We start from the raw sequence: 25,912 nt of genomic DNA, 5'->3' as shown, positions 1-25,912 counted from the left end.
CCGCCATGTCGGCACTCGAGGAGGTCATATGATTCGTTCTATGTTGTACGCCACTGACCTCGGCCTGTACGCACCTTTGGTGATGCAGCATGCCTTGGCGTTGGCGCGCATATTCAATGCCGATCTCTATGTGGTGCACGCCGTTGAACCGATGGGGCTGTTCGCCGAATCGGTGCTTCAGAGTTACCTCGATGAGCAAGCGTTGAACGAGTTTCACAGTCAGGGCCTGAATACGGTGATTGCCAATATCGAGCAGCGCGTGCTCGACAGCTTTCGTGAAGAGTTGGGGGATGAAGGGGCGCAGGATCTGGAGCGAATTCAAGCAGTGCGGGTGCTTCAGGGCGATCCCTCACAGGTGATTCTCGACCAGGCGCAGAAACTCTCCGTGGATTTATTAATCGTAGGTAGTCATAGCCATGGTGCTGGTGCGGAAACGCCTTTGGGCCGGACTGCGGCGCGGGTGCTGCAACTGTCTCGGGTGCCGGTCTATTTGGTGCCGCTGGTGGAACGTCGCCGCCAAGGGGATCGTTAAAACACGAAGGGTGGCAGTTTGATAAAAAGTTCTAGATTTATTCTTCAAGCCATTAATATAGTTATATACCGTCGCTGATGCCCGTGGCGTCTATCTGCTTTGAGGGATTCATATGAAGCTTCAACAATTGCGCTACATCTGGGAAGTGGCGCACCACGACCTCAACGTTTCCGCTACAGCCCAAAGCCTTTACACGTCACAACCGGGCATCAGTAAGCAGATCCGTCTGCTGGAAGACGAATTGGGCGTGGAGGTATTCGCTCGCAGCGGCAAGCACCTGACCCGCGTCACCCCGGCTGGCGAGCGTATTATCACCACCGCCGGCGAGATCCTGCGCAAGGTTGAAAGCATCAAGCAGATCGCCCAGGAATTCTCCAACGAGAAGAAAGGCACCCTGTCGATAGCCACCACGCACACCCAGGCGCGTTATGCGTTGCCACCGGTGATCAGTAATTTCATCAAGCAATACCCGGACGTTGCCCTGCACATGCACCAGGGTTCGCCGATGCAGATCGCTGAAATGGCCGCTGACGGCACCGTCGATTTCGCCATTGCCACCGAAGCGCTGGAGTTGTTCGGTGATCTGGTGATGATGCCGTGCTATCGCTGGAACCGCTGCGTGGTCGTGCCTCATGGCCACCCGCTGACCAAGCTGTCGAAGCTGACCCTGGAAGCCCTGGCCGAATACTCGATCGTGACGTACGTGTTCGGTTTCACCGGCCGTTCGAAACTCGACGAAGCGTTCAGCCATCGTGGCTTGACACCGAAAGTGGTGTTCACGGCTGCAGACGCCGACGTGATCAAAACTTATGTTCGCCTGGGTCTGGGCGTGGGCATCGTGGCGAAAATGGCGGTCGATGCCAAACTCGACAGCGACCTGGTCATGCTTGATGCCAGCGATTTGTTCGAATCCAGCATTACTAAAATCGGTTTCCGTCGCGGCACGTTCCTGCGTGGTTTCATGTGCGACTTCATCGAGAAGTTCGCCCCGCACCTGACCCGCGAAGTCATGGCCAAGGCCATCCAGTGCCACAACAAGCAGGAATTGGAAGAGTTGTTCGACGGTGTCGAACTGCCGGTGCATTAATCTCCCGCGTTAAACCACCTCGGTAACAGAAAACTGTTGCCGAGCACCTGCCACCAGAATCTCCACCTCGTCCCCTTCGAACTTGCCCAGCAGACTCTTGCCCAGCGGTGAGCGAGGGGTGATGACGGTAATCCATTGCCCCACCACCTCGACCTTCAAGCCCGCCGCGTCGGGGGCTAGAAACAACCATTGCTCACGACCCTTTTCGTCTTCCAGGCCGAGCAGGGCACCGACTTCGATGCCACGCTGATCGTCATAAGGGCGCATTGCCAGGTTCTGGCAAAGCGCCAGTGACTGCCTGATTTCTTCCACCCGTTTGGCTTGCCCGGCTGCCAGATAAGACGCCTCCAGACCCAGCGTGTCGTACTTGTTCTCGGCGATGTTTTCTTCGTGGGTTGCGGTTTCGTAAGCGGTTTGTGCGGCACGCTCGGCGATGTCGAGGTCGATCCGCAGCTTGTCGATAATCAGTTGGTGGACGGTCGGCTTGTGCATAGAGGGCTTCATGATCAATCGCAGAATTGCTGGACGTTGGCGCGGCTTTTTTCGCTCGGTGCCGTCTGGTCCTGTTGCAACCAGAACTGGCATTTAGGGTTCGATAGATTGCGGTTGCTGCTGCGGGCCTGATCCAGCCTTTGCTGCTGCTCATTCTTGCGCAGGTTTTCTTCGTACTGTTCAAACAACGGGCTCTGCGGCGAAATGTCCGGCACCGGTTGCACCACCACCGGTGGTTTGGCCAGTTGCTCGACCGCTGCCGCCACAGGCGCCATCTGCTCGCTGAACAACAGTCGAGAGGCGAGCCAGCACGTCAGCGCGATCGCGATAAACCCCAACCACACACCCAGGGCAATGCTGCCGGTCAATTGCAGGGCGTTGAGCCGGATCGGCAACGGGCGACGCGGGTTGGGACGGTAGGGCATGGCTGCCTCCTGGCGGGTGGTCGCGGGCGAGTGGCGATTGTCGCATGAAGATTAATCGCCGTCGGCTCTTCTGCACGGGGTAATTTATGAGGACAATCGGCGCCTTTGCCAACGGGAGCCTGGAATGCCTGAAATGAAAGCCCGCTGGGATATTTTCTGCGCGGTGGTCGACAACTTTGGCGACATCGGCGTGACCTGGCGTCTGGCCCGACAACTGGTGGCCGAACATTCGGTGGCGGTACGTTTGTGGGTCGATGATCTGCGGGCCTTCGAGCGCTTGTGCCCGGAAATTGACATCAACGCTTCGCAGCAATGGCAGCAGGGCGTCGAAGTGCGCCAGTGGACGTCCGACTGGCAGCCCGCTGAAGCCGCTGATGTGGTGATCGCCGCGTTTGCCTGCCAATTGCCGAGTGCTTATATGGACGCCATGGCCGAACGGGAAAAGCCGCCGCTGTGGATGAATCTCGACTATCTGAGTGCCGAGGACTGGATCGTCGGCTGCCACGGCTTGCCCTCGGTGAAGTACAAGAACGTACAAAAAATATTTTTCTTCCCGGGGTTTCAGAAGGGCACGGGTGGCTTGCTGCGTGAAAGCGGATTGCTTGAGCGTCGTCAGCAGTTCCAGCAAAACCCCGAGGCCCAGCGAGAGTTCCTGCAAGGCTTGGGGGTTGATCGTGTGCAAGGTGCGCAGTTGATCTCGCTATTTGCCTACGAAAATAACGGGCTGGCCTGTTGGCTCGAGGCAATGGCTGCCGATTCGACGCCCACTCATCTGCTGGTACCCGAAGGTCGGATTCTCGGGGATGTCGAACATTGGCTTGGTGTGGACGGTCTGGTGGCCGGCGCGGTGCATGTGCGCGGTGAATTGACCATACACGTGCTGCCGTTCGTCCGGCAGGATCAATATGACTTGTTGCTGTGGTGCTGCGATTTCAACGCCGTGCGCGGCGAAGATTCCTTTGTCCGCGCCCAATGGGCGGGCCGGCCGCTGCTCTGGCACATCTATCAGCAGGAAGAAGACGTCCACCTGGACAAGCTCGATGCCTTCCTCGCGCTGTACACAAAAGCCCTGTCCGAGCCTGCCCGCGAGGCGATCAGCGGTCTTTGGCGGGCGTGGAATGCGAGTGAGAATATGACGGGGCACTGGCAATCGACCCGAAAACACTGGCCAGAATTGCAAAAACACGCCGAGGCGTGGTGTCTGGAACAGGCTTTGCAGCCAGATCTTGCCGCAGCGCTGGTACAGTTTTATGTAAATTGGATATGATACGCGGCCTAGATTTTTGTAAATCCCATCCAAATTCGGATATTCGCAATGAAAACTGGTAAAGAACTGAAACCCGGTACCGTGATCCGTCTCGAAAACGATCCTTGGCTGGTTCAGAAAGCTGAGTTCACCAAGTCTGGTCGTAACAGCGCGATCATGAAGACCAAGCTGAAAAACCTGCTGACCGGTTACAAGACCGAGATCGTTTACAGCGCCGACGACAAGCTGGACGACGTAATCCTCGACCGCAAAGAAGCGACCCTGTCCTTCATCAGTGGCGACACCTACACGTTCATGGACACCACCGACTACACCATGTACGAGCTGAACGCTGAAGACATCGAAGCCGTTCTGCCTTTCGTTGAAGAAGGCATGACCGATGTTTGCGAAGCGATCTTCTTCGAAGAGCGTCTGGTGTCCGTAGAATTGCCGACCACTATCGTGCGCGTAGTTGACTACACCGAAGGTTCGGCTCGCGGCGACACTTCCGGCAAGGTGATGAAGCCTGCCAAGCTGAGCAACGGTACTGAGCTGCAGGTTGCTGACTTCATCGAAATCGGTGACAAGATCGAGATCGATACCCGCGAAGGCGGTTCCTACAAAGGCCGTGCTAAATAAGCACTGCTTCAGGAATGAAAAAGCCCGACCATTGAGTCGGGCTTTTTGTGTCTGCCAGAAATACAGTTTCAGGTGTAACGGTGGGCACTGTGGGAGCACGCTCGCTCCCAGAGGGATTTTTGGGGTTTGGCGACCAGAGGCTGTCTTGCAGGTGGCTGCGCAGTTCCTGAAGGTCGTTTTGCAGCTTCTGCAGATATTCCAGCGTCTGACCGCTGGCGGCGAGTACGCACTTTGGAATGTCACGGGCTTTGTCCCGCAACGCACGACCTTTCTCGGTCAGCTCGACAATCATCCCCCTCCGTTCGTTTTCGCGGCTGCGGGTGCGACTGAGCAGGCCTTCGACTTCCAGGGGTTTTAGCAGCGGAAGCAGTTCACTGCGTAACAGCTGTTCGTCAATTGATTGGGGTTCATGGTGTTGTCAGCGCTTGTGCGAAGTCGGTACAGCGCATTTTGCGTTGCTATGCGTTTCCTCGCTAGCGCCGACTGCGTAGGATGAATGGCCTGACGTGAAGGGAAAGTCGCCTGTGATTGAGTTTTTGATGTACCTGGTGTTCGGCGTCGCGTTGGGAACCCTTGGTGGGTTGTTCGGCATTGGCGGTGGTTTGATTGCGATCCCGTTGCTGGGCGTGTTGTTCGGCCTCGATCAGCAGATTGCCCAGGGCACGGCGTTGGTCATGGTGGTGCCCAACGTGATGCTGGCGCTGTGGCGTTACCACCAGCGTAATCGCATTGAATTGCGCCACGCGCTGCCATTGGCTTCGATGGGGTTTTGTTTTGCCTGGATCGGTTCGATCTGGGCGGTGGGCATTGATGCGCAAACCATGCGCGTCGGATTTGTCGCGTTCCTGATTGCCCTGTCGACCTACAACCTGGTGCGCATGTTTGCCCGCGCGCCGGTGTCTGCACAGATGAAACACTCATGGCCATGGCTGGGTGTGCTCGGCGCCGCTTCAGGGACCATGGGCGGGTTATTTGGCGTGGGCGGGGCGGTGGTGGCAACGCCAGTGCTGACCAGCCTGTTTGGTGCCAGTCAGGTGGTTGCGCAGGGTTTGTCGCTGGCGCTGGCGTTGCCGAGTACTGGGGTCACGCTGGTGACTTACGCGATGCACCATCAAGTGGACTGGATGATCGGCCTGCCCTTGGCGGTCGGCGGTCTGTTGAGTATCAGTTGGGGCGTGAAGATCGCCCACGCACTGCCGGAACGGCTGCTGCGCGGGATGTTCTGTGGTTTCCTGGTGTTCTGCGCGGTGATGCTCGCCCTTAAAGTTTGAAGCCTTCGACGATGTGTTCGGCCAGGCACTCAGTGATCGGCGACGGATTGTGCAGTTTGCGCACCAGCATGATGCTGGCCTCGGGCAGAATCGGCAGGTCTTCAGCTTCACCGAGAATGCGCATGTCGGGCGTGATCAGGCTTTCGAGTTGCGCGGTGACGGCCAGTCCGGCGCTGACCACCGCCATGATCGCCGACAGGCTGTCGCTGTTGTACGCCACGCGATAATCGCGACCCATGGCGTCCAGCGCCTTGCAGGCCCATAAGCGACAGAAACAATCACTGTTGAACATTGCCAGTGGCAGCGGTGTTTGCTCATGGGCGCTGAAGCATTGCGCCTCGGCCCAGACAAAGTGCTCCTTGCGCAATAATTGGCCGATTTCGTTGCCCGGTTCACGGGTGACGATGGTCAAGTCCAGGTCCTTGCGCAGCAGCAATGTTTTTGATGATTCGCAGTGCACCTCGATCTGGATCAGCGGATACGTCTGGGCAAATCGCCGCAAAATCCCCGGCAAAAAGCGCATTACGTAATCGTCCGGCGTGCCAATGCGCACCATGCCGACCATGTGCGGCTCGCGCAAGGTATTGAACACTTCACTGTGCAGCTTGAGGATGCGTCGGGCATAGCCGAGTAACACCTGTCCCTCCGCCGTCAGCCGCACTTGCCGTCCGTCGCGCTGGAACAATTGACGCTGCAACACATCCTCTTCCAGCCGCTTCATCTGCATGCTCACGGCGGACTGAGTACGGTTGACCAACTCGCCAGCACGGGTAAAACCGCCCTGGTCGGCGATGGCGACAAACGTGCGCAGCACTTCGGTGTCGATACTCGGGTAGGCGGGCATTCATCAATCTCCGAGATGTATTGCATAAGAAACATTCGTTGGATTGATCTTAGCCCCTGGCGCGACACTTGAGCCATCCAAACGGAGGGCAACAAGATGAACGGTCAAAAAGGTTATGTCGACGTAGAAAAGCACCGGGTGCACCTGATCTCCGATTTGCTGCGCACATTCAATCGCTGGTACGAACTGCACCGTGAACGTGGAATGTTGGCGGGCTTGAGTGATGACGCCTTGAAGGACATCGGGCTCAGTCGTGCGGATATCGAGCACGAAATCATCCGCCCATTCTGGGATGACCCGATGAACAAATGAGTCATACACAACTACACAAACCGTCTCCCGGTGAGGTAGGTTGCGAGCAGACAAGGAGATGCTCATGCCCGCAACGCTGTGCTTTTCCATCAAACAGGCTCGGCGCTTGGCGCTGGCCGCCCAAGGGTTCAACGGGCGTCAGCCGCCAGCGGCGATTAAACCGGTTCAGCTCAATCGTCTGATCGAGCGGTTGGGCATTCTGCAGATCGATTCGGTCAATGCATTGGTGCGTTCGCACTACCTTCCCTTGTTTTCCCGCCTCGGCAATTACTCATCCGACTTGCTCGACCAGGCTCGCCTTTGATCAGCGAGCCGGACACAGCAAAACAGTGTTGACGGAAAAGCTCAGGGCGTGAAGGCGGTGGATCAGGCAACTACAGACTTACTGACTCAGCGGCGGACTTGCTTCAGGGTTTCAGCAATCAGAAACGCCAACTCCAGCGACTGATCGGCATTCATTCGCGGATCGCAATGGGTGTGGTACCGATCCGACAATCCGTCTTCGGTAATCGGCCGCGCCCCACCAATGCATTCAGTGACGTTCTGCCCGGTCATCTCGATGTGAATGCCGCCGGCATACGTGCCTTGCGCTTCGTGAACCTGGAAGAACTGCTTCACTTCGCCGAGGATCTGCGCAAAATCGCGGGTTTTGTAGCCGCTGCTGGCCTTGATGGTGTTGCCGTGCATCGGGTCGCAACTCCACAGCACGTGCTTGCCTTCACGCTGCACCGCCCGGATCAAGGCCGGCAAATGATCGCCGACCTTGTTCGCGCCCATCCGCGCAATCAGGTTCAGACGGCCCGGATCGTTGTCCGGGTTCAGCACGTCGATCAGGCGAATCAGGTCTTCAGGGTTCATGCTCGGGCCGACTTTGACCCCGATCGGATTGTTCACGCCACGCAGGAACTCGACGTGAGCACTGTCGAGCTGACGGGTGCGGTCGCCAATCCACAGCATGTGCGCCGAGCAATCGTAGTAATCGTTGGTCAGGCTGTCGCGACGCACGAAGGCTTCTTCGTAGTTCAGCAGCAGGGCTTCGTGGGCGGTGAAAAAACTCGTTTCGCGCAGTTGCGGCGAGCTGTCCATGCCGCAGGCGCGCATGAAGGCCAGGGTTTCATCGATGCGATTGGCCAGGTGGCTGTACTTCTCGGCCAAGGCCGAGTTGGCGATGAAGTCCAGGTTCCACTTGTGCACCTGATGCAGGTCGGCAAAACCGCCCTGGGCGAAGGCGCGCAGCAGGTTCAGGGTCGCGGTGGACTGGTGGTAGGACTGGAGCAAGCGCTCCGGGTCTGGCACGCGGCTTTTTTCGTCGAAACCGATGCCATTGACGATATCGCCTCGGTAGGCCGGCAGGGTGACGCCGTCGATGGTTTCGTCGTTGGCCGAACGCGGCTTGGCGAACTGGCCGGCCATGCGTCCGACCTTGACCACCGGGCAACCGGCGGCGAAGGTCATGACAATCGCCATTTGCAGCAGGACTTTAAAGGTGTCGCGGATTTTCGCGGCAGAGAACTCGGCGAAGCTTTCGGCACAATCGCCGCCCTGCAACAGAAACGCGCGGCCCTGGGTCACTTCGGCAAACTGACGGCGCAACTCCCGGGCTTCACCGGCAAACACCAGCGGCGGATAACTGGCCAGCGTTTGCTCGACGTGCAGCAAATGCGCTGCGTCGGGGTAATGGGGTTGCTGCTGGATCGGCAGGGCGCGCCAGCTGTCAGGGCTCCAGGGTTGGCTCATCACGGTCTCTAGTGTTTTACGCTCGGACTGGCATGTTATCAGCAATTAGTGCGTGACCTGTTCCCGTTGCTTCGCGGACAATCGCGCTTTTGCCGCGTGACTCCGCGGTTTTAGTACGTTGCCGGGCACGGCGACGATCAGGAGACGAAATGACTGAGGAGCGCGTCGAGCATTTGCTCGCCGAGGTACAGGATGAGTTCGGCGTGATTCGCGTGCTGGAAGTGGCTGATTACCGTTTTCTCGAGTTCGGTGATGCCATCGAACAGAGCTGCGTGTTCACGGCTGACCCGAGCTGGCTCGAATACGATTACACCCGCGCGATGCTGATTGGCGCGTTGTGTCACGAGCAGCCGGAAAGCGCGCTGTTCCTCGGCCTTGGTGCCGGCACCCTGACCCAGGCCTGCCTCAAGTTCTTGCCGCTGGAAGACGTCGAAGCCATCGAGCTGCGCCCCGACGTACCGCGCCTGGCCATTGAATACCTTGGGCTGGATGACGATCCACGGCTGTATATCCGGGTGGGCGATGCGCTGGAGCTGCTCGATACCGCTGAGCCGGCGGATCTGATTTTCGTCGACCTCTATACCGATGTCGGGCCGGGTGTCGGGCATCTGGCGTGGAATTTCCTGGAAAACTGTCAGAAACGTCTGAACCCGGGGGGTTGGCTGGTGATCAATCAGTGGGCCACCGATGATGGCAAACCGTTGGGCGCCGCATTGTTTCGCGGGCTCTATCACCGGCATTACTGGGAACTGCCGGTGAAGGAGGGCAATGTGATTCTGCTCGTGCCTTCGGACCTGGATCAGGAGCTGGACATGGACGGCTTGATCGCCCGCGCTAAAGGGCTGGCGCCGCGCTTGGGGTATTCGTTGCAGTCATTGATCAAGGCAATCCGCCCGGCTACTTAAGGTTCTTAACAACCTTTGAAAACGCCGGGTCGCTTCTCGATCATCGACCGCACGCCTTCCTTGGCATCCTCACTGGCCAGCAACTTCTTCATCAGCGGCGGCAAACCCTGGGCTGCCGCTGTTTCCCCTTCATAACGCGCCTGCCTTGCAGACATCAGCGTCGCCTGAACGCCAAGCGGCGCCTGCCGGGCAATCTGCTCAGCCAGCGCCATCGCCCGTGGCAGCAGATCCTCGCTGGCCATGACTTCCTGCACCAACCCCAGGTGCAACGCCACATGGGCATCGAATTCATCGCCGGTCAGCAGCCAGCGCATGGCATTGCCCCAACCCGCGATCTGATGCAGGCGCAACGTGGCGCCGCCGAACGGGAAGATCCCGCGTTGCACTTCTTTCTGGGCGAAACGGGTGTTGCTGGCGCACAGGTTGATATCGGCGGCCAGCATCAATTCGATACCGACGGTCAGGCAGTAGCCTTGCGCGGCGACGATCACCGGTTTGCTCACCCTGGGGCCGGCGAACACCCCCCACGGATCGCAGCCGCCGGGCGGAGCCTGCCAACCTTCGGCCAGGGCCGCGCTGGCGCTGACCAGGTCGAGCCCTGCGGTGAAATGCTCGCCATGTCCAAACACCACCGCCACCCGTGCCTCGCTGTCGGCCTCGAACTCGCCATAGGCCAGGCTCAGTTCGTTCAGCAGATCGAGATCGAAGGCGTTGCGTTTGGCCACCCGATCCAGGCCGATCATCAGGACATGACCGTGCCGTTCACGGCTCACACAACTGGAACAGGACTGATTCATGGTGCATTTCCTCGGGCGGGAAAGGGGTGGGCAGGGGGATGTGAGACGGCCGGTCGGCGTCACAAGGGTGAACCGTTTTAGCGCGATCGTCAGCAGGGCTGGGCCTTGGAAAAATAGACCGTTGCCCGATTATCCGCAAAGCGTGTGACAGAACGCTGTAAACGGCAGTTTTCCGACAAATAAAGCTCCCTTTTTGAGCGAATTCCGGTATAGTGCGCGCCGGCCTTTAACCGGGCCGCGTTTAGGTAGCGCAATTCCCCGAAGTCAGCTTCGGCTGCATGTCCGCACAGCGGACTCTCCCTTGACGAATCTTTTTCATTCATTCGTTTTCGCAAATCCCCGCCGACAAAGCAGCCAGGGCGACTCTTGAGTCTTACACGGCATGCGCAGCTTTGGAGCATGGGTCTTTGCGGATGCACTTAGAGGCAGACCCATGACCCAGGAAACCGGCGGCTTCGCCGCTTTTAATCTTAATCCGAATATTCTTGCAGCCGTCATCGCGACTGGCTACGAAGAGCCTTCGGCTATTCAGCAGCAATCGATCCCGATCATCATGGCCGGTCACGACATGATTGGTCAGGCGCAAACCGGTACGGGTAAAACCGCTGCGTTCGCCCTGCCGATCCTGCATTGCATCGATCCTGCTAAGCGCGAGCCGCAAGCCCTGATCCTGGCGCCAACCCGTGAGTTGGCGCTGCAAGTAGCAACCGCTTTCGAAACCTACGCCAAGCAAATGCCGGGCGTTACCGTTGTGGCCGTTTACGGCGGCGCCCCTATGGGTCCACAACTGAAAGCAATCCGTAATGGCGCACAGATCGTTGTCGCCACTCCGGGCCGCCTGTGCGACCACCTGCGTCGCGACGAAAAAGTTCTGTCGACCGTGAACCACCTGGTTCTCGACGAAGCGGACGAAATGCTCAAACTGGGTTTCATGGACGACCTCGAAGTTATCTTCAAGGCGCTGCCACCAACCCGTCAGACCGTATTGTTCTCGGCCACCTTGCCGCAGTCGATCCGTGCCATTGCCGAACGCCACCTGCGCGATCCGCAACACGTGAAGATCCAGACCAAGACTCAGACCGTTACCGCGATCGAACAGGCTCACCTGTTGGTTCACGCTGACCAGAAGACCTCGGCTGTATTGAGCCTGCTGGAAGTTGAAGACTTCGATGCCCTGATCATGTTCGTGCGCACCAAGCAAGCGACCCTGGACCTGGCCAGTGCCCTGGAAGCCAAAGGCTACAAAGCCGCTGCGCTGAACGGTGACATTGCTCAGAACCAACGTGAGCGCGTGATCGAATCCCTCAAGGATGGCCGTCTGGACATCGTTGTGGCGACCGACGTTGCTGCTCGTGGTCTGGACGTTCCGCGTATCACTCACGTGTTCAACGTTGACATGCCGTACGATCCAGAATCCTACGTTCACCGTATCGGCCGTACTGGCCGTGCCGGTCGCGAAGGTCGTGCTCTGCTGTTGGTGACTCCACGTGAGCGCCGCATGCTGCAAGTGATCGAGCGTGTAACCGGTCAGAAAGTTGCCGAAGTTCGCCTTCCGGACGCCCAGGCTGTTCTCGATGCCCGCATCAAGAAACTGACCAACAGCCTGTCGCCGCTGGTGGCTGATGCCGAATCGACCCACGGTGATCTGCTGGATCGCCTGACTGCCGATATCGGTTGCACCCCGCGTGCTCTGGCCGCTGCTCTGCTGCGCAAGGCCACCAACGCTCAGGCGTTGACCTTGGCTGCCATCGAGAAAGAACGTCCACTGGTGCCGAACAACGCACCGCGTGGCGATCGTCCAGAGCGTACCGGTGATCGTCCGGACCGTGGTGATCGTGAGCGTCGCGCTCCGGTTCCATTGGCCGAAGGTCGTGCTCGTTGCCGTACCGCGCTGGGTGCGCGTGATGGTATCGCTGCCAAGAACCTGCTGGGCGCTATCCTCAATGAGGGTGGTCTGGCTCGCGAAGCAATCGGTCGCATCCAGGTGCGTGACAGCTTCAGCCTCGTCGAGCTGCCGGAAGATGGTCTGGAGCGTCTGTTGACCAAGCTGAAGGACACTCGCGTTGCCGGTAAGCAGTTGAAGCTGCGTCGCTATCGCGAAGATTGATCCGCTCTCGGGCTGATTGATCGAACATAAAAAATCCCCGACTGGTTCGGGGATTTTTTTGTCTACGTTTTAGGGGCTGGTTTTTGACTCAGGGTTTGGCGTTAGCGTAGAGATAGTCCGTGGCCAATGACGCCAGCGTCCGGACGCCCACGACTAATGCCGCTTCATCCACGAAGAACCCCGGATTATGGTTCGGCGCAGCCTTGCTCATGTCCTGATCTTTGGGCGTGACGCCCAAAAATACAAACAGTCCCGGCGCCTCTTTGGCATAGAAGGAAAAATCTTCCGCCCCGCCCACCAGCGGCCCTTGCACCACGTCGTCCTTGGCCGCCCAGCGCAAGGTCGGAAGCATTTTTTCGGTCAGCGCCGGGTTGTTAATCGTCGGGTCATACTTTTCGATGATCGTCACTTCAGCTTTGGCGCCGCCGCTTTCGGCGATTTTCTCGACGGTCTGGCGCACGTCAGCGTGCAGCTTCTGGCGGATGGCGTAGTCGTAGGAGCGGATGGTGCCGCTCATGTCCACGGACTCGGGAATGATGTTGTAACGCGTGCCGCCATTGATCGTGCCGATGCTGACCACCGACGGATAAGATGAGATGTCTGTCCGGCGGCTGACCACTGTTTGCAGGCCGACGATGGTTTGCGCGCCGACGGTGATCGGGTCGATGCCGTCCCACGGACGTCCGGCGTGAGTCTGCTTGCCGAGAATTTTAATGCGCAGGTCATCGGAGCTGGCCAGGGTCGGGCCGGAGCGATAGGCGATCCGCCCGGCGGGGATGCCGGCCCAGACGTGGAGGCCGAAGACCGCGTCCGGTTTCGGCGATTTCATCACGCCTTCCTCAATCATCATTTTCGCCCCCCAGGTGTTTTTGCCATCGGGGATAAAATCGCTTGGGCCTTCTTCTGCCGGTTGGAAATAGAACACCACCGTGCCGGGCAGGGTGTCGCGCATGCCGGTAAGAATTTTCGCCGTGCTGAGCAGGATGGCGGTATGGGCGTCGTGGCCACAGGCGTGCATCACGTCGACTTCTTTACCGAGGTAGGTGCCTTTGGCTTTCGAGGCGAAAGGCAGGCTCGAGACTTCCTTGACGGGTAGCGCATCCATGTCGGCGCGCAATGCGACGGTCGGTCCAGGCAGCGCGCCTTTAAGGATGGCGACGACGCCAGTGCGGGCTACGCCGGTTTTCACGTCCAGGCCCATGGCGCGGAGTTGTTTGGCGACCATTTCCGACGTGCGCTTTTCGGTGTTGCCCAGTTCCGGATGGGCGTGGATATCGCGGCGGGTTTCCAGCAGCTCGGGTTCCAGGGCTTTGGCCTGTTCGGCGATGTGCGTGCGGGCGCCTTCCAGTGTGTCGGCGCTGACGTGGCCGGCCAGTGCGCCGAACAAGGTCAGCAAACACGTTTGTGCAATGCGGGTCAGCTGCATCGGTACTCTCCATGGTTATTGTTTTTTGGCTTCAGGGCTTATGACCTGAGCGTCGCAGTTAAGTGCTACTCCTGCACTTGGCCGCCACCCGCCGTGATCACTTGCACGCTCATGCGTGGCGTCGCCAGATCGAGCCCGGCTTCGTCCAGGTGTCGCTTAAGTGACAGGTTGAACGCTCGAGACACTTCCCATTGCTTGATCGGTGCGGTCTTGAACCGGGCACGCAGAATCGCGTTGCCTGACTCGAAACTCTCGACACCCTGAATCTCCAGTGGCGACCAGATGTTGCGCCGTTGCAGTGGGTCGGCGCGCATCTTCTGGCCGACGTCGCGCATCAGTTTGATCGCGTTATCGATGTCCATGTTGAAAGGTATCGCCACCCGGAAAATTGCGTAGCCGAATTCCCGGGAGTAGTTCTTGATGCTTTTGATTTCGCTGAACGGAATGGTGTGGACGATGCCGTCAATGTCCCGCAGGCGCACGGTACGAATGGTCAGCCCTTCGACGGTGCCCAGGTGGCCGCCGACGTCGACGTAGTCGTCGATGGCCAGCGAGTCTTCGATGATGATGAACAGCCCGGTGATCAGGTCCGCCACCAGCGACTGTGCACCGAAACCGATGGCCAGACCGATCACGCCGGCACCGGCCAGCAATGGTGTGACGTTCATGCCCATGTTCGCGAGGGCGACGATCAGCGCAATGATGAAAATCGCCACGAACAACACGTTGCGGATCAGCGGCATCATTGTCTGCGCGCGGGCATTTGCCAGGCCTTTGCGCGAGCGGGTGAGGGCGTGGTGCACGGCAGTGTCACTGAGAATCCAGGTCAGCCAGGCAACAATCAGCGTGCCGGCGAGGCTGAATAGTTTGACGCTGACTTCATGGCCTTCACCCTCGGTGAAGCGGATCAGCGACATGCCCCAGACCCGCAGTCCGAGTTCGATGAACGCCAGCCACACCCCCAAGTGGGCGAGTGTGTAGAAGAAGCTTTTCAGGCGATCCGAATACAGTGCATGACGCTTCACGCTGCGCTGTGGTTTGAGTGAATGGCGGCGCACCAGGCCGTTGATGACCATGCACAACACCAGCAGCACGGTGCAGATCAGCGACTGACGCAGCGCGGTGCTGGTATCGCCGGCCGAGACGAACGTGGCGAACAGCGAAATAGCCACCAGCACCAGCGCCGGCATGTACCAGAAGGTCCCGAGAATCTCGATCGTGTCGCTGAGGGCCCGGCGAGTCAGGCGCCGTGACAGCGGTTGGTTGCGGATCAAGTGGGCGATGGGACGACGGAACCGCAGGATGAACAGCCCCGTGGACAATGCCGCCAGTACGTTAGCGACCGTCGCGGCGGTGTGCGCCAGATGAATGCCAAGGCTTTGGACCAGTCGCGGATCGTTCAGGGCTTCACCGAAGGCGGCGAAACTGCCGATCAGCCACAGCGGTCGAAAGGCTTGATGTCGCAGGATGTACAAGGCGCGGTGGCGGTGTGGACCGTCGAGCAGCGAAAAGGCGATCACGCAGATGGCCGAAAAACAGGTGCCAACCACCAGCGCATAAGCCAGCACCATCGCCAGGCTTTTTCCCAGTGACGAGGGCAGGGCGTAGGTCATGTAGACCGTCATGACCAAAGCAATCAGCCACGGCCCTAGCTTGCGCAGGGCGAAGCGCAACATGTCCAGAGCCTTGGGGTGCTGCGGCAGTTCTTCGGTCAGACCGAAGCGCATCCGCACCCGGTGGCTGATCCAGATCAGCGTCGCGGCCAGCAAGCTCCAGACCATCAGGATCATGGCAAAGGCGAGGATGATCGGCAGCCATTCATTGACCGGCAGCACCAGCGTTGTCAGTTCATCCTCAGCCAGTTTGAATTCGTCGGACCAGCGAGTGAGAGGACTGTCCGCGCCTGAAAACTGTTTTTCGAAACTGGCCAGGGTACCGCCGATCAGCCCCAGGACGCCTTCTTCGGTGACGGGCTGAGCCTTTTTTGTGACATCGCGCAGTTTCTTCAAATCCGTCAGCAGTTTGCCGCGTTGCTGATCGTTCTCCAGCGACTTGATGACTTCGTCCAGGGATTGTTCCAAGGGCTCTTGCGCCTCGGGCTGTTTTGCCGAGCTGTTGAGCAGGCTTGGCAAGCCGACCGCTTGGGCAGGTGCCATCGGCAGCAGCGTCATGAGGCAGACAAGAAATAAACACGGCAGGGCAAAAAGACGAGCGAACACTAGGCGGTCAACCTCGGGATGAGCGGATTGACCGAGTGTACGAGCCCGTCAAAACCAATGCGAGCCAGGGGGAGGATTTATTCGTTGAGTTTGGCGAGGATCTTGAAAATCACGGTGGCGAGGATCGTCAACATGCCGATCCACATCGCGAACACGCCGATGTTTTTGTCGCGAAAATTGAAGCCGATTGCCAGCATTATCATCCCGGCAAGAATCGGAATTAGCATGGCGTGGAACGAAGATAACGAGATCATGAGCGACTGCCTTGTCGAAAGGGGTAGTTAAAGTCTAGGTGGCTTTTGGGCGGCCGGTGGTGAACACGGAGTATGGTTTGCCAGCGATGGCGCCCTTAAGATTGCCATCGCTGCAAGGCATGCTCCTACACGGTTACGGCAGCTCGCGGCAGGCGTAAAACGCGCTCAGCACTTTGACCAGGTGCGCCAGATCCTGGCTGCCGCACAGTTCACGGATCGAGTGCATGGCGAAGGTTGGCAGGCCGATGTCCACGGTGCGCACGCCCAGGTGGCTGGCGGTGATCGGGCCGATGGTCGAGCCGCAACCCATGTCGCTGCGCACCACGAAGCTCTGTACCGGCACTTCTTCGGCCATGCACAGGTGGCGGAAGAACCCGGCGGTTTCGCTGTTGGTGGCGTAGCGCTGGTTGCTGTTGACCTTGATCACCGGGCCGGCGTTGAGTTTCGGGCCGTGATTGGCGTCGTGCTTGTCGGCGTAGTTGGGGTGCACGCCGTGGGCGTTGTCAGCCGAGACCAGCAGGGATTTCTGAATGGTGCGCACGAACTCATCGCCTTCAGGCAGCAGGCGACGTAGCGTCTGCTCCAGCATCGGGCCGTCGGCGCCGCAGGCCGAGCAGGAACCGACTTCTTCGTGATCGTTGCAGACCAGCACGCAGGTTTCGTCGGTTTCGGTGGTCAGCAAGGCTTGCAGGCCGGCGTAGCACGACAGCAGGTTGTCCAGGCGCGCCCCGGCAATGAAGTCGCCATGCAGGCCGATGACCGCAGCACTTTGGGTGTCGTAGAAGCTCAGCTCATAGTCGAGCACCACGTCGGCGTTCAAGCCATGTTCGCGGGCGAGCTGATCAGTGAGCACGGCGCGGAAGTCCACGCGCTCGTCACCGGCAAATTGCGCAAGGATCGGCGGCAGTTCGGTCTGGGCGTTGATCGCCCAGCCCATGTTGGCTTCACGGTTCAGGTGAATGGCCAGGTTCGGGATGATGGCGATCGGCGCCTTGAAGTCGACCAACTGGCTCTCGACCTTGCCGTCACGGCGGAAGGTCACGCGGCCGGCCAGGGACAGGTCGCGGTCGAACCATGGCGCCAGCAGTGCGCCGCCATAGACTTCGACGCCCAGTTGCCAGAAGCCCTGGCGTTGCAGTTCCGGCTGGGGTTTGACCCGCAGGCACGGGCTGTCGGTGTGCGCGCCAACCAGGCGAATACCGCCGTGAAGGGGCGAATGACGGCCCATCTTGAACGCGACGATCGACGAGTCGTTACGGGTGACGTAGTAGCGACCGTTGGCTTCTGTGGCCCATGGCTCGCGCTCGTCAAGGCGTTGATAGCCTGCCGCTTCCAGGCGCTGAGCAAGGCTGGCGGTGGCATGGAACGGGGTAGGGGAGGCCTTGAGGAAATCGATCAGGCCTTGGTTCAACTCTTCGCGCATAAGTAGCTCCAGACAGCAATGGCGCAAGTTTAACGTATTGGCTCACGGCATTGCAGAGGCAATGCCGTTCAACGTGCCCCGGCTGGCGATTGGCGAAGAGGATGAGTCAGCCGGTGACCAGCTTGCCATTGAGGAACACTTCGCGACGTTGCTTGCGGCCCACATATTCATGTTTGCTCGCGTGGTATACCTCGTTGAATTTTTCCTTCGAGATGCCCGGAATCTGTCGAATGTATTCGTCCACCAGTCGGTCATAAGAGGCTTCGGTGATGAGCTTGTAGATGTCCCGGCGATAGAAGAAGCCCAATTGAAAGCCGAGGGTTTCGCTTAGATGGTTTGTCTGCCCGGCAAAGCAGTTTTCAAAGTCGATGGCTTTGAGCGGAGTCTGCGGTGTTTGCGGGATCATGATGTTGCCGGCCCAGAAATCCATGTGCGTAATGTTTTTGCGCGCCAAGGAGCTCAACAATTCGAAGGCATCGAGAATGAATGTTTCGACATTGTCCGGGTTGCGCTTAAGCCATTGCACACCATCAATATGGTCGTCGAGCAGGCGCGTGATAATGAAATATTCCTGGGTCAGGCCCAGTCGGTCCTTGGTGTAACCGAACCCTTGCAGCGGCGGCATTTGTACACCACGGCGTTGCGCTTCCAGCGTGTTGATCAGCTCTTCCAGCGGCCAGTCGAATCGGCCGTTGCGCTGTGGTTTGCCGAAGGTCACGCGCACTTTTGCCTTCAAAGTATCCAGCGGCTGGACCTTGGCAAACAGCGGTGTATCGCCAGAGGCCAGCGGCGCACTCGCACGGGTGAGCTTGCTGGCACGTCGTGTGTGTATGAGTTGTTCGAGTGCCTGTTGTGCTTCGGCTGAAGGCTGCTCGCTAAGGTGCAGCGTGGTGTTGAAAAGGCAGAAGGTGAAGGGGTATTCGTTTTGGAGTGTCTTGTTGCTGAGCACGCGGGCATCCTGCCTAGTATCAAAGTGCTGGCATTTTACGTTTCATTACAAATTAATGACAATATTTTCACGCCATTTTCACGTCTATTTGTAACAGGAAATAAAAAGCCCTTCGATCGAAGGGCTTTTTTGGGTTCGGCGGATGCTTAAAAAGGCGCAGGGCACTCGAAGCGCAAGCGTTCGCCGCTTTGCGGGTGAGTGAAGCTGAGCATGCTCGCGTGCAAACATAGTCGTGGCCAGGCGGCCAGTGCTTGCTCGTGGGCATACAGGCCGTCACCCAGCAGTGGGTGGCCGATGGAAAGCATGTGCACACGCAACTGGTGGGAGCGGCCGGTGATCGGCGTCAATTCGACACGACACCATTCGCCGCAACGCTCCAGGACTCGCCAGAAGGTCAGGGCATGTTTGCCGAATTCATGGTCCACCACATGGCGTGGCTTGGTCGGCGGGTCGTAGCGCAAGGGCAGATCGATGCTGCCACTGTCCAGTTCCGGTTGTCCCCAGCACAGGGCGGTGTAGGCCTTTTCGGTTTCGCGGTCGTGAAATTGCCGAGACAGCTCGCGATGCGTGTCCGGGTCACGGGCCAACAGAATAATGCCGGAGGTTTCCCAGTCCAGACGATGGACGATTCGCGCTTCCGGGTAGCCGTTATCTTGCAGGCGGGTAATCAGGCAATCCTTGTTGTCGTCAGCCCGGCCAGGGACAGAGAGCAGCAGGGTCGGTTTGTTCACCACCAGTACGGCGGCGTCCTGATGGATGATGCGGATATTGGACAGCGGCATTAAAACAGCCTCGTAACAAACGCCAACGGCGGCTCAGGCTCCTTCCATTGACAGAAGGGACCTGAGCCGCCGTGGCTCCAGCCGGCCCGCCTCAGCGGTCTGGCAGGGTGATATTGAGTTCCAGAATCGAGCAGCTGCCCTGGTTTTCCAGAGCGACGTGCACGTCATCGGACCCGATATTGACGTACTTGCGGATGACCTCGACCAATTCCTTCTGCAAGGCTGGCAGGTAGTCCGGTGTACTGCGTTGGCCGCGTTCGTGCGCCACGATGATCTGCAGACGCTCTTTCGCTACCGACGCGGTGCTGACCTTTTTGCTGGCACGAAAGAAGTCAAAAAGATTCATTATTTACCTCCAAACAGGCGCTCGAAGAATCCCTTCTTCGTTACATCGAGAAAACGATGCTCCACGGTTTTGCCCAGCAGACGATCGACAGCATCGCTGTATGCCTGGCCGGCATCGCTCTGGTCGTCGAGAATGACTGGCACGCCCGAGTTGGAAGCTTTGAGTACCGCTTGGGATTCCGGAATGACACCCAGCAGGGCGACCGCCAGAATCTCTTTGACGTCTTCGACGCCGAGCATCTCGCCGTCACTGACTCGTTGTGGGTTGTAGCGGGTCAGCAGCAGGTGTTCCTTGATCGCCTCTTCGCCTTTTTCAGCGCGGCGCGATTTGCTGGCCAGCAGGCCGAGCATGCGGTCCGAGTCACGAACCGAGGACACTTCCGGGTTGGTCACGATAATCGCTTCGTCTGCGAAGTACATGGCCAGGTGGGCGCCTTTTTCGATACCGGCCGGAGAGTCGCAGACCACGTATTCAAAGTCTTCTTTCAGCGCCATCAACACTTTTTCCACGCCTTCCACGGTCAGCGCGTCTTTGTCGCGGGTCTGACTGGCGGCCAATACGTAGAGGTTTTCCAGGCGTTTGTCTTTAATCAGGGCTTGTTGCAGATTGGCTTCGCCGTTCACTACGTTGACGAAGTCATACACCACGCGGCGCTCGCAACCCATGATCAGGTCGAGGTTACGCAAGCCGACGTCGAAGTCGACGATAACTGTTTTGTGACCGCGCAGTGCGAGGCCGGTACCGATAGCAGCACTGGTGGTGGTCTTACCCACACCACCCTTGCCGGATGTAACCACGAGAATCTTGGCCAAGGTGTTTCACCCCTAAGGAAAAAGGACATTTAGCCCCTGAAAAACATCTCTAGAAAAACTACTGCAGTCGGACAGCCTTGGCTGGAGTTCGGTCCAGAACGGCGCTTACCTCGGGTAAACACTGCTAATGGCCTTTTTCCTACTTCGTTTGAGCCGTTTTCGCTACGTTTTAGAGATGTTTGGAAAATGCGGCAGTATCCGTTAAAGCCGAATGATGTTCAACACATCGCCCGACAGGCTGACCTGTACGCCCGCGCCCCACAAAGGATCGCGACGCAGATCCTCCGAAACCTTGTAGTGGCCTGCGATGGAGACCAGTTCAGCGCTCATTTGCTGACAGAAAATCCTGGCTTTGGTGTCGCCTTTGACGCCGGCCAACACTCGACCACGCATCGGGCCGTATACATGGATGTTCCCGTCGGCAAGAAGTTCCGCACCCGGGCTGACCGACGAGATCACAACCAGATCGCAACCCTGGGCATAAATCTGCTGCCCACCACGTACGGGCGAGGTGATGATCTTCGTTGGCTTGATCGTCGGCTCCGGCGGTTTTTCCGGTTTTTTCGTGACGTGGCCTTCGAACGGGTCCAGCGGACGCTCACGGGCGCCGGACGGTGGCAGCACCGGCAGGTCGACCGCGATGGCTGCGGCGATGTCTTCAATGCGACTGGCACGGATCGCCAGGGTGCGCAGGCCGTGCTGGCGGCAGATGCGCATCAGGCCGGGCAGATCGACTGCACCTTCGCTGGCCGGGAGTTTGTCCAGGGCCAATACCAGTGGCGCATTACTGAAGAAGTTAGGCGCCTGGGCGACCTTGGCGGCCAGTTGACGATCGAGGTTCTCGAGGTCGTTACGGGCCAGTTCCAGCACCGTAATGGCGAGCATGCTGCCCTTCAGCTGGAACACGGGATCTTGGTCTAGCGGTTCGGTTTGGCTCATGGTCGGCATACAACGACTTGTCACTAAAAGTGCCGAGACTTATAACGAGAACGCCCGCGAGCCGCAAGCCGGGTCGAACGATGTAGAATGCGCGGCCATTGTCTTTCCGGAACCTTTAATGGATCGCCCGCGTTTTCGAACAGCATTTCTTTCTCCACGTTTCTGGCCGCTGTGGTGTGGCTTGGGGCTGTTGTGGCTGATTGTGCAGTTGCCGTATCCGGCGTTGCTGTCGATCGGTCGCGCCCTGGGTGCATTGATGTATCGAGTAGCGGGCGACAGACGGCGCATTGCCAAGCGCAATCTGGAACTGTGTTTCCCTGAAAAAACCGCTGCCGAGCGCAAGCGCCTGCTCAAGGCAAACTTCGCGTCAACGGGCATCGCGTTCTTCGAGATGGCCATGAGCTGGTGGTGGTCGCGGGGGCGTCTGGCGAAGCTGGCCCATGTCGAAGGGCTGGAGCATCTGAAAAAAGCCCAGCGTGACGGCAAAGGCGTGATCCTGATGGCCGTTCATTTCACCACGCTGGAAATCGGCGCGGCGTTGCTCGGCCAGCAGCACACCATTGATGGCATGTACCGCGAACACAAAAATCCGTTGTTCGACTACGTCCAGCGCATGGGGCGCGAGCGGCACAACGTCGATTCGTTGGCGGTGGAGCGCGACGACGTGCGCGGCATGCTCAAATTGCTGCGCGCAGGCCGGGCAATCTGGTACGCACCGGATCAGGACTATGGCGCCAAGCAAAGTATCTTCGTGCCGCTGTTCGGGATTCAGGCCGCGACCGTCACCGCCACCAGCAAGTTTGCGCGGTTGGGCAAGGCGCTGGTGGTGCCGTTCACTCAGGAACGTCTGGCGGACGGCAGCGGGTATCGACTGGTGATTCATGCGCCGCTCGAGGGTTTCCCCGGCGAAACCGAAGAAGCCGATTGCCGGCGGATCAACCAGTGGATCGAAGGCGTCCTGCAGGAATGTCCGGAGCAATACCTTTGGGCTCATCGTCGCTTCAAGAGCCGTCCCCCGGGTGAGCCAAAGCTGTACGCAAAACGCGGTTGAACCACCGTCCTTATAAGCTCCATGGAGTGTTGCGATGAGTCCTGCTGAACCGGTTACAGGGTTGATTCTTTCCGGCGGCGGGGCTCGGGCGGCCTATCAGGTCGGTGTACTGGCGGCGATTGCCGAGCTGTTGCCGGTCGGCGCGAGCAATCCGTTTCCGGTGATCGTTGGCACCTCGGCCGGCGCAATCAACGCGGTCAGCCTTGCCAGTGGGGCGATGGATTTTCGTGGTGCGGTTCAACGTCTGACAGCCTTCTGGCAGGGCTTTCGCAGTCATCTGGTGCTGCGCAGTGACTGGCCGGGCGTGATCCACCAAGCCAGTCGTTTTGTCAGCCACAGTTTGCTCGGGATTGGCGCTCAGGTGCCGGTGGCTTTGCTCAACAGTTCGCCGCTGCGCGGATTGCTCGACGACAAACTGCAGATGAGCGGGATTGCCGAGGCCATTGCACAGAAGCAATTGCAAGCGATTGCGGTGACCGCGTTCGGCTACGAGTCCGGTCAGGCGGTGACCTTTTATCAGGGCAGCGGCACCATTAATGCCTGGTTGCGCCATCGGCGAATCGGCATCCCCACTCAATTGACTGTCGATCACTTGCTCGCCAGTTCAGCCATTCCGCTGTTGTTTGCGCCAGTGAAAATCGGTGAAGAGTATTTCGGCGACGGCGCGGTACGTCAGTCGGCACCGATCAGCCCGGCGCTGCACCTGGGCGCCAGCCGAGTGCTGGTGGTGGGCGTCAGTGGCAACCCCCGCGGCGTCGACCCGGAACAACCGCTGCAACGCGCCTACACCGGCCAGCAGCCGAGCCTGGCACAGATCGGTGGGCACATGCTCAACAGCACGTTCATTGACAACCTGGAAAGCGACATCGAGTTGCTGCAGCGGCTCAATCAGTTCAGTCATCTGCTGCCCGATGGCACGCCGACGCGTGCGCTGGGTGTGGCGCCGGTAGAGGTGCTGGTGATTTCGCCGAGTCAGCCAATCGATGAGATTGCGGCGCGGCATCGGCAGGAGTTGCCGGCGGCGCTGCGTCTGTTTCTGCGCGGGCCGGGGGCGACCAGGACGAGCGGGGCTGGAGTGCTGAGTTATCTGCTGTTCGAGGCGGGGTATTGCAGCGAGTTGATTGATTTGGGGCGCCGGGATGCGCTGGCCAAGCGCGGGGAGTTGTGCCGATTTCTCGGGTTGGCGGAGCCTGTGGTTGCGGCTTGAGATTTATTGTGTTGCGGCCATTCGCGAGCAGGTTCGAGCCCTCAGTTGAAATGCATTCCAACGTGGGCGCGAGCCTGCTCGCGAAGACGTTCTTACAGTCGCTGCCGGATCAGAAGTGAACCTTGACCAGGAAGCTGGTTACGCTCTGATCGGTTTTGAAGCCCTGGCTGTCTTCAATACCGTACTTGTTTTTCCAGTAGTCATACTCGACGCCAACGTATAACTGTTTTTCGCCAAGGCTCAGCGCCTTGCCCAAGTCGTATTTGACCTGTGGATTGAAGTGCAGGTTGGCGTGGTATTCGCCTTTTTTGTTGACGTCGTTGTCGACCACCCAGTCCATGAAACCGTCGATCAGGATGTTCGAATCGCCCACCGGGATGGTGTAGGACCAGACCGGAGTGACCTGCCAGATATTGTCACCTGGGCGGTCGCCTTCGGTATGACGGTTGTAGAAGTTCAGCTGGAAGTAGTCGAAGCCCGGGATCGCCAGGTCGAAACCGGGACCGATCAGGTAGGACTCGGTATCGTTTTCACCGAACTCGTAAGTCATGGCTAGCAGTACGTCTTTGATCGGGCCGAATTCGAGCTTTTGGTCGAAGATCTTGCCGAACGAAAGGCGCGGGCTGATTTCACCGTAATAGGTGTTCTCACCGGCGAAGGAATCTTCCTTGCCGTTGTAGAAGATCTTGTCGACGAACATGAAGTTGTCGCCGTATTTCCAGCCATCGGCGTGTTCGAAGGTCACCGTCTGCTGAATGCGCGGGTTGACCTGGAAGTCCTTGCCATACAGGTAGGTCAGACTGTTGTTCTGCCATTGCAGCAAGTCGCCGGCCATGGCCTGGCCCCCTGCCAGCAACGATCCCGCCAGCATCAGGCTAGTGCACGTACGTTTCATTCGGTTGCTCCCAAAAAGTAGGTGGTTTCAGGTTATTTTTCTAAGGTCGGCGCTCTGGTGTGGCGCCTTTTTCTTTCGCCGTAAAAAATCATCCAATCGGTCAGCTTCAGTGCTGCGAGCAAGAGCTGAGCCAAGGCGTTTGACAAGCCAAAAAGCACCCGTTCGGCGGCTCAAGAGCCGTCGATTGAGCGTGGTTTTGGAGTGCCTTGGTACCGTCCAGCGCCGGGGTAAGTTGGCTTTCTGGTCAGGAATTAAATTCGGGCTTTTTTTTAGACCCGATTCGGGCGGCCGCGGAGAATACTGACTCCTTGGCCAGGTCTCAAGTGCCCCGCAACAGCGCACCGACAACAGGTTTGGAGCATGGTTGCGGATCATCTAGAAATGCACCTTCACCAGCAGGCTGGTGGTGTTCTCATTCGTGTCGAGGTTGGCGTTGTTTTCGATGCCGTATTTGTCTTTCCAGTAGCTGTATTCGACGCCGGCGTACACCTGTTTCTCGCGCCAGCCCAAGGCCTTCCCCAGGTCATATTTGATCTGCGGGTTCAAGTGCAGGTTGGCGTGGTAGGTGCCATGTGAGTTCTGGTCGTTATCCACGACCCAGTCGATGTAGCCGTCGATCAGCAGGTTCGAGTTGCCCAATGGCAGGGTGTAGGACCAGGCGGGCGTGATCTGCCAGACATCGTCGCCGGGACGCGAGCCTTCGGTCTGGCGATAGTAGACGTTCAGGGTGAAAAAATTGAAGCCCGGTACCGCGAGGTCGAAACCGGGGCCGATCAGATAGGCCTCAGTGTCGTCTTCGCCATTCTCGTAGGTCATGGCCAGCAAGATGTCCTTGATCGGGCCGAACTCGAAACGGCGGTCGAGAATTTTACCGAAAGACAGGCGCGGACTGAACTCGCCGTAATAGGCGTGAACGCCTTTGTTCCGGTCTTTCTCGCCGTTGTAGTAAGTGCTGTCGACGAACAGGAAGTTGTCGCCGTACTTCCAGCGGTCAGCGTGCTCAAAGGTTATCGTCTGCTGGATCGACGGGTTGACTGCGAAATCTTTGCCATACAGATAGCTCAGGCTGTTGGTCTGCCACAGCAGTAAATCGCCGGCCATGGCCTGACTGGCGGCCAATAGACCACCGCCTAACAGCATGTTTGTCTGTGCGCGAATCATCTGTTGCTCCCTCTTGTTTTTATTGTTTGAGGCGCAGGTAGCCGCTGACCTGCG

26 protein-coding genes and 2 pseudogenes are annotated in these 25,912 nt (G+C 58.6%); 11 read left to right on the top strand and 17 right to left on the bottom strand.

What is annotated here, in order from left to right; translation table 11 throughout:
- Window positions 1-28 precede the first annotated feature (28 nt).
- Together ACXPVS_RS09760 and cysB are read left to right on the top strand one after the other, a co-directional pair.
- Window positions 29-532 carry a universal stress protein gene (locus tag ACXPVS_RS09760; RefSeq protein WP_458509734.1) on the top strand — a complete coding sequence of 168 codons (504 nt, stop codon included), beginning with the start codon at window positions 29-31 and terminating at the stop codon, window positions 530-532.
- A gap of 112 nt (window positions 533-644) precedes the next feature.
- Window positions 645-1,619 (top strand): HTH-type transcriptional regulator CysB, encoded by a 975-nt coding sequence (cysB, locus tag ACXPVS_RS09755; RefSeq protein ID WP_458509733.1) that lies wholly within the window; start codon window positions 645-647, stop codon window positions 1,617-1,619.
- A gap of 9 nt (window positions 1,620-1,628) precedes the next feature.
- On the opposite strand, the gene ACXPVS_RS09750 is transcribed toward cysB, so the two are convergent.
- Together ACXPVS_RS09750 and ACXPVS_RS09745 are read right to left on the bottom strand one after the other, a co-directional pair.
- The gene (locus ACXPVS_RS09750) at window positions 1,629-2,111 is read right to left on the bottom strand and encodes a GreA/GreB family elongation factor (RefSeq protein ID WP_458509732.1); all 483 of its coding nucleotides are present in this window, start codon (window positions 2,109-2,111) and stop codon (window positions 1,629-1,631) included.
- 14 nt (window positions 2,112-2,125) lie between these two features.
- Window positions 2,126-2,536 (bottom strand): hypothetical protein, encoded by a 411-nt coding sequence (locus ACXPVS_RS09745; RefSeq protein WP_458509731.1) that lies wholly within the window; start codon window positions 2,534-2,536, stop codon window positions 2,126-2,128.
- A gap of 124 nt (window positions 2,537-2,660) precedes the next feature.
- Here ACXPVS_RS09745 and earP point away from each other — a divergent pair, with 124 nt between their 5' ends.
- Together earP and ACXPVS_RS09735 are read left to right on the top strand one after the other, a co-directional pair.
- Window positions 2,661-3,803: an elongation factor P maturation arginine rhamnosyltransferase EarP gene (gene earP, locus ACXPVS_RS09740; RefSeq protein WP_458509730.1), complete on the top strand. Its 1,143-nt coding sequence runs from the start codon at window positions 2,661-2,663 to the stop codon at window positions 3,801-3,803.
- Window positions 3,804-3,851: 48 nt separating this feature from the next.
- Complete coding sequence (locus ACXPVS_RS09735; protein ID WP_028619992.1) at window positions 3,852-4,421, top strand: elongation factor P; 570 nt, start codon at window positions 3,852-3,854, stop codon at window positions 4,419-4,421.
- A 136-nt stretch (window positions 4,422-4,557) separates the two neighbouring features.
- Here the strand turns inward: ACXPVS_RS09735 and ACXPVS_RS09730 are convergent.
- Window positions 4,558-4,791: pseudogene (locus tag ACXPVS_RS09730) on the bottom strand (MarR family transcriptional regulator); the annotation flags it as partial.
- Between the two features lie 169 nt (window positions 4,792-4,960).
- Here ACXPVS_RS09730 and ACXPVS_RS09725 point away from each other — a divergent pair.
- Complete coding sequence (locus ACXPVS_RS09725; RefSeq protein ID WP_458509765.1) at window positions 4,961-5,692, top strand: sulfite exporter TauE/SafE family protein; 732 nt, start codon at window positions 4,961-4,963, stop codon at window positions 5,690-5,692.
- Here ACXPVS_RS09725 and ACXPVS_RS09720 read toward each other — a convergent pair.
- Window positions 5,682-6,536, bottom strand: a complete 855-nt coding sequence (locus ACXPVS_RS09720; RefSeq protein ID WP_458509729.1) for a LysR substrate-binding domain-containing protein — start codon at window positions 6,534-6,536, stop codon at window positions 5,682-5,684. The two genes, ACXPVS_RS09725 and ACXPVS_RS09720, sit on opposite strands and share 11 nt — an antisense overlap.
- Before the next feature lie 96 nt (window positions 6,537-6,632).
- On the opposite strand from ACXPVS_RS09720, the gene ACXPVS_RS09715 reads away from it, so the two are divergent.
- The gene (locus ACXPVS_RS09715) at window positions 6,633-6,848 is read left to right on the top strand and encodes a DUF1127 domain-containing protein (RefSeq protein WP_458509728.1); all 216 of its coding nucleotides are present in this window, start codon (window positions 6,633-6,635) and stop codon (window positions 6,846-6,848) included.
- Between the two features lie 64 nt (window positions 6,849-6,912).
- Window positions 6,913-7,143 (top strand): annotated as a pseudogene (locus ACXPVS_RS09710) (winged helix-turn-helix domain-containing protein); the annotation flags it as partial.
- A 95-nt stretch (window positions 7,144-7,238) separates the two neighbouring features.
- Here ACXPVS_RS09710 and ACXPVS_RS09705 read toward each other — a convergent pair.
- Window positions 7,239-8,585, bottom strand: coding sequence for a class II 3-deoxy-7-phosphoheptulonate synthase (locus ACXPVS_RS09705; protein ID WP_458509727.1), 1,347 nt, complete (start codon window positions 8,583-8,585; stop codon window positions 7,239-7,241).
- A 149-nt stretch (window positions 8,586-8,734) separates the two neighbouring features.
- Between ACXPVS_RS09705 and ACXPVS_RS09700 the strand changes: the two genes are divergently transcribed.
- Window positions 8,735-9,490, top strand: a complete 756-nt coding sequence (locus ACXPVS_RS09700; RefSeq protein ID WP_458509726.1) for a spermidine synthase — start codon at window positions 8,735-8,737, stop codon at window positions 9,488-9,490.
- A 5-nt stretch (window positions 9,491-9,495) separates the two neighbouring features.
- Here the strand turns inward: ACXPVS_RS09700 and ACXPVS_RS09695 are convergent, their stop codons facing one another.
- Window positions 9,496-10,287: a crotonase/enoyl-CoA hydratase family protein gene (locus ACXPVS_RS09695; protein WP_458509725.1), complete on the bottom strand. Its 792-nt coding sequence runs from the start codon at window positions 10,285-10,287 to the stop codon at window positions 9,496-9,498.
- A 433-nt stretch (window positions 10,288-10,720) separates the two neighbouring features.
- Between ACXPVS_RS09695 and ACXPVS_RS09690 the strand changes: the two genes are divergently transcribed.
- Window positions 10,721-12,394, top strand: a complete 1,674-nt coding sequence (locus ACXPVS_RS09690; RefSeq protein WP_458509724.1) for a DEAD/DEAH box helicase — start codon at window positions 10,721-10,723, stop codon at window positions 12,392-12,394.
- Between the two features lie 88 nt (window positions 12,395-12,482).
- Here the strand turns inward: ACXPVS_RS09690 and ACXPVS_RS09685 are convergent, their stop codons facing one another.
- The 9 genes from ACXPVS_RS09685 to minC form a co-directional block, all read right to left on the bottom strand.
- Entirely contained in the window at window positions 12,483-13,820 is a 1,338-nt protein-coding gene (locus ACXPVS_RS09685; RefSeq protein ID WP_458509723.1) for an amidohydrolase, read from the bottom strand.
- 65 nt (window positions 13,821-13,885) lie between these two features.
- Complete coding sequence (locus tag ACXPVS_RS09680) at window positions 13,886-16,039, bottom strand: mechanosensitive ion channel family protein (protein WP_458509722.1); 2,154 nt, start codon at window positions 16,037-16,039, stop codon at window positions 13,886-13,888.
- A gap of 77 nt (window positions 16,040-16,116) precedes the next feature.
- Window positions 16,117-16,293 (bottom strand): hypothetical protein, encoded by a 177-nt coding sequence (locus ACXPVS_RS09675; RefSeq protein ID WP_458509721.1) that lies wholly within the window; start codon window positions 16,291-16,293, stop codon window positions 16,117-16,119.
- Window positions 16,294-16,426: 133 nt separating this feature from the next.
- Window positions 16,427-17,716: a M18 family aminopeptidase gene (locus ACXPVS_RS09670; protein ID WP_458509720.1), complete on the bottom strand. Its 1,290-nt coding sequence runs from the start codon at window positions 17,714-17,716 to the stop codon at window positions 16,427-16,429.
- A gap of 106 nt (window positions 17,717-17,822) precedes the next feature.
- A complete protein-coding gene (locus ACXPVS_RS09665) occupies window positions 17,823-18,665 on the bottom strand; it encodes a hypothetical protein (protein WP_458509719.1) in 843 nt (280 codons plus the stop codon).
- Between the two features lie 146 nt (window positions 18,666-18,811).
- Complete coding sequence (locus tag ACXPVS_RS09660) at window positions 18,812-19,447, bottom strand: RluA family pseudouridine synthase (protein WP_458509718.1); 636 nt, start codon at window positions 19,445-19,447, stop codon at window positions 18,812-18,814.
- A gap of 91 nt (window positions 19,448-19,538) precedes the next feature.
- Window positions 19,539-19,793: a cell division topological specificity factor MinE gene (gene minE / locus ACXPVS_RS09655; protein ID WP_007898843.1), complete on the bottom strand. Its 255-nt coding sequence runs from the start codon at window positions 19,791-19,793 to the stop codon at window positions 19,539-19,541.
- A complete protein-coding gene (gene minD, locus ACXPVS_RS09650) occupies window positions 19,793-20,605 on the bottom strand; it encodes a septum site-determining protein MinD (protein ID WP_458509717.1) in 813 nt (270 codons plus the stop codon). Before minD ends, minE begins: the two co-directional genes overlap by 1 nt.
- Window positions 20,606-20,806: 201 nt before the next feature.
- Entirely contained in the window at window positions 20,807-21,544 is a 738-nt protein-coding gene (gene minC, locus ACXPVS_RS09645; RefSeq protein ID WP_458509716.1) for a septum site-determining protein MinC, read from the bottom strand.
- A gap of 118 nt (window positions 21,545-21,662) precedes the next feature.
- Between minC and ACXPVS_RS09640 the strand changes: the two genes are divergently transcribed.
- Entirely contained in the window at window positions 21,663-22,595 is a 933-nt protein-coding gene (locus ACXPVS_RS09640; RefSeq protein ID WP_458509715.1) for a lipid A biosynthesis lauroyl acyltransferase, read from the top strand.
- Between the two features lie 34 nt (window positions 22,596-22,629).
- Entirely contained in the window at window positions 22,630-23,802 is a 1,173-nt protein-coding gene (locus tag ACXPVS_RS09635; protein WP_458509714.1) for a patatin-like phospholipase family protein, read from the top strand.
- A gap of 109 nt (window positions 23,803-23,911) precedes the next feature.
- Here the strand turns inward: ACXPVS_RS09635 and ACXPVS_RS09630 are convergent, their stop codons facing one another.
- Window positions 23,912-24,697 (bottom strand): outer membrane protein OmpK, encoded by a 786-nt coding sequence (locus ACXPVS_RS09630; protein WP_458509713.1) that lies wholly within the window; start codon window positions 24,695-24,697, stop codon window positions 23,912-23,914.
- Between the two features lie 375 nt (window positions 24,698-25,072).
- Window positions 25,073-25,858: an outer membrane protein OmpK gene (locus ACXPVS_RS09625; protein WP_458509712.1), complete on the bottom strand. Its 786-nt coding sequence runs from the start codon at window positions 25,856-25,858 to the stop codon at window positions 25,073-25,075.
- Between the last annotated feature and the right edge of the window lie 54 nt (window positions 25,859-25,912).

It is taken from the genome of Pseudomonas sp. Ma2-10, from assembly GCF_054330215.1.
Note: the sequence above shows the minus strand (reverse complement) of the source record. Positions and strands in the feature narration are given on the sequence as shown.

Coding starts and splice junctions, on each gene's coding strand:
- ACXPVS_RS09760 (WP_458509734.1), top strand. CDS start 29: ATGATTCGTTCTATGTTGTACGCCACTGACCTCGGCCTGTACGCACCT.
- cysB (WP_458509733.1), top strand. CDS start 645: ATGAAGCTTCAACAATTGCGCTACATCTGGGAAGTGGCGCACCACGAC.
- ACXPVS_RS09750 (WP_458509732.1), bottom strand. CDS start 2,111: ATGCACAAGCCGACCGTCCACCAACTGATTATCGACAAGCTGCGGATC.
- ACXPVS_RS09745 (WP_458509731.1), bottom strand. CDS start 2,536: ATGCCCTACCGTCCCAACCCGCGTCGCCCGTTGCCGATCCGGCTCAAC.
- earP (WP_458509730.1), top strand. CDS start 2,661: ATGCCTGAAATGAAAGCCCGCTGGGATATTTTCTGCGCGGTGGTCGAC.
- ACXPVS_RS09735 (WP_028619992.1), top strand. CDS start 3,852: ATGAAAACTGGTAAAGAACTGAAACCCGGTACCGTGATCCGTCTCGAA.
- ACXPVS_RS09725 (WP_458509765.1), top strand. CDS start 4,961: ATGTACCTGGTGTTCGGCGTCGCGTTGGGAACCCTTGGTGGGTTGTTC.
- ACXPVS_RS09720 (WP_458509729.1), bottom strand. CDS start 6,536: ATGCCCGCCTACCCGAGTATCGACACCGAAGTGCTGCGCACGTTTGTC.
- ACXPVS_RS09715 (WP_458509728.1), top strand. CDS start 6,633: ATGAACGGTCAAAAAGGTTATGTCGACGTAGAAAAGCACCGGGTGCAC.
- ACXPVS_RS09705 (WP_458509727.1), bottom strand. CDS start 8,585: ATGAGCCAACCCTGGAGCCCTGACAGCTGGCGCGCCCTGCCGATCCAG.
- ACXPVS_RS09700 (WP_458509726.1), top strand. CDS start 8,735: ATGACTGAGGAGCGCGTCGAGCATTTGCTCGCCGAGGTACAGGATGAG.
- ACXPVS_RS09695 (WP_458509725.1), bottom strand. CDS start 10,287: ATGAATCAGTCCTGTTCCAGTTGTGTGAGCCGTGAACGGCACGGTCAT.
- ACXPVS_RS09690 (WP_458509724.1), top strand. CDS start 10,721: ATGACCCAGGAAACCGGCGGCTTCGCCGCTTTTAATCTTAATCCGAAT.
- ACXPVS_RS09685 (WP_458509723.1), bottom strand. CDS start 13,820: ATGCAGCTGACCCGCATTGCACAAACGTGTTTGCTGACCTTGTTCGGC.
- ACXPVS_RS09675 (WP_458509721.1), bottom strand. CDS start 16,293: ATGATCTCGTTATCTTCGTTCCACGCCATGCTAATTCCGATTCTTGCC.
- ACXPVS_RS09670 (WP_458509720.1), bottom strand. CDS start 17,716: ATGCGCGAAGAGTTGAACCAAGGCCTGATCGATTTCCTCAAGGCCTCC.
- ACXPVS_RS09660 (WP_458509718.1), bottom strand. CDS start 19,447: ATGCCGCTGTCCAATATCCGCATCATCCATCAGGACGCCGCCGTACTG.
- minE (WP_007898843.1), bottom strand. CDS start 19,793: ATGAATCTTTTTGACTTCTTTCGTGCCAGCAAAAAGGTCAGCACCGCG.
- minC (WP_458509716.1), bottom strand. CDS start 21,544: ATGAGCCAAACCGAACCGCTAGACCAAGATCCCGTGTTCCAGCTGAAG.
- ACXPVS_RS09640 (WP_458509715.1), top strand. CDS start 21,663: ATGGATCGCCCGCGTTTTCGAACAGCATTTCTTTCTCCACGTTTCTGG.
- ACXPVS_RS09635 (WP_458509714.1), top strand. CDS start 22,630: ATGAGTCCTGCTGAACCGGTTACAGGGTTGATTCTTTCCGGCGGCGGG.
- ACXPVS_RS09630 (WP_458509713.1), bottom strand. CDS start 24,697: ATGAAACGTACGTGCACTAGCCTGATGCTGGCGGGATCGTTGCTGGCA.
- ACXPVS_RS09625 (WP_458509712.1), bottom strand. CDS start 25,858: ATGATTCGCGCACAGACAAACATGCTGTTAGGCGGTGGTCTATTGGCC.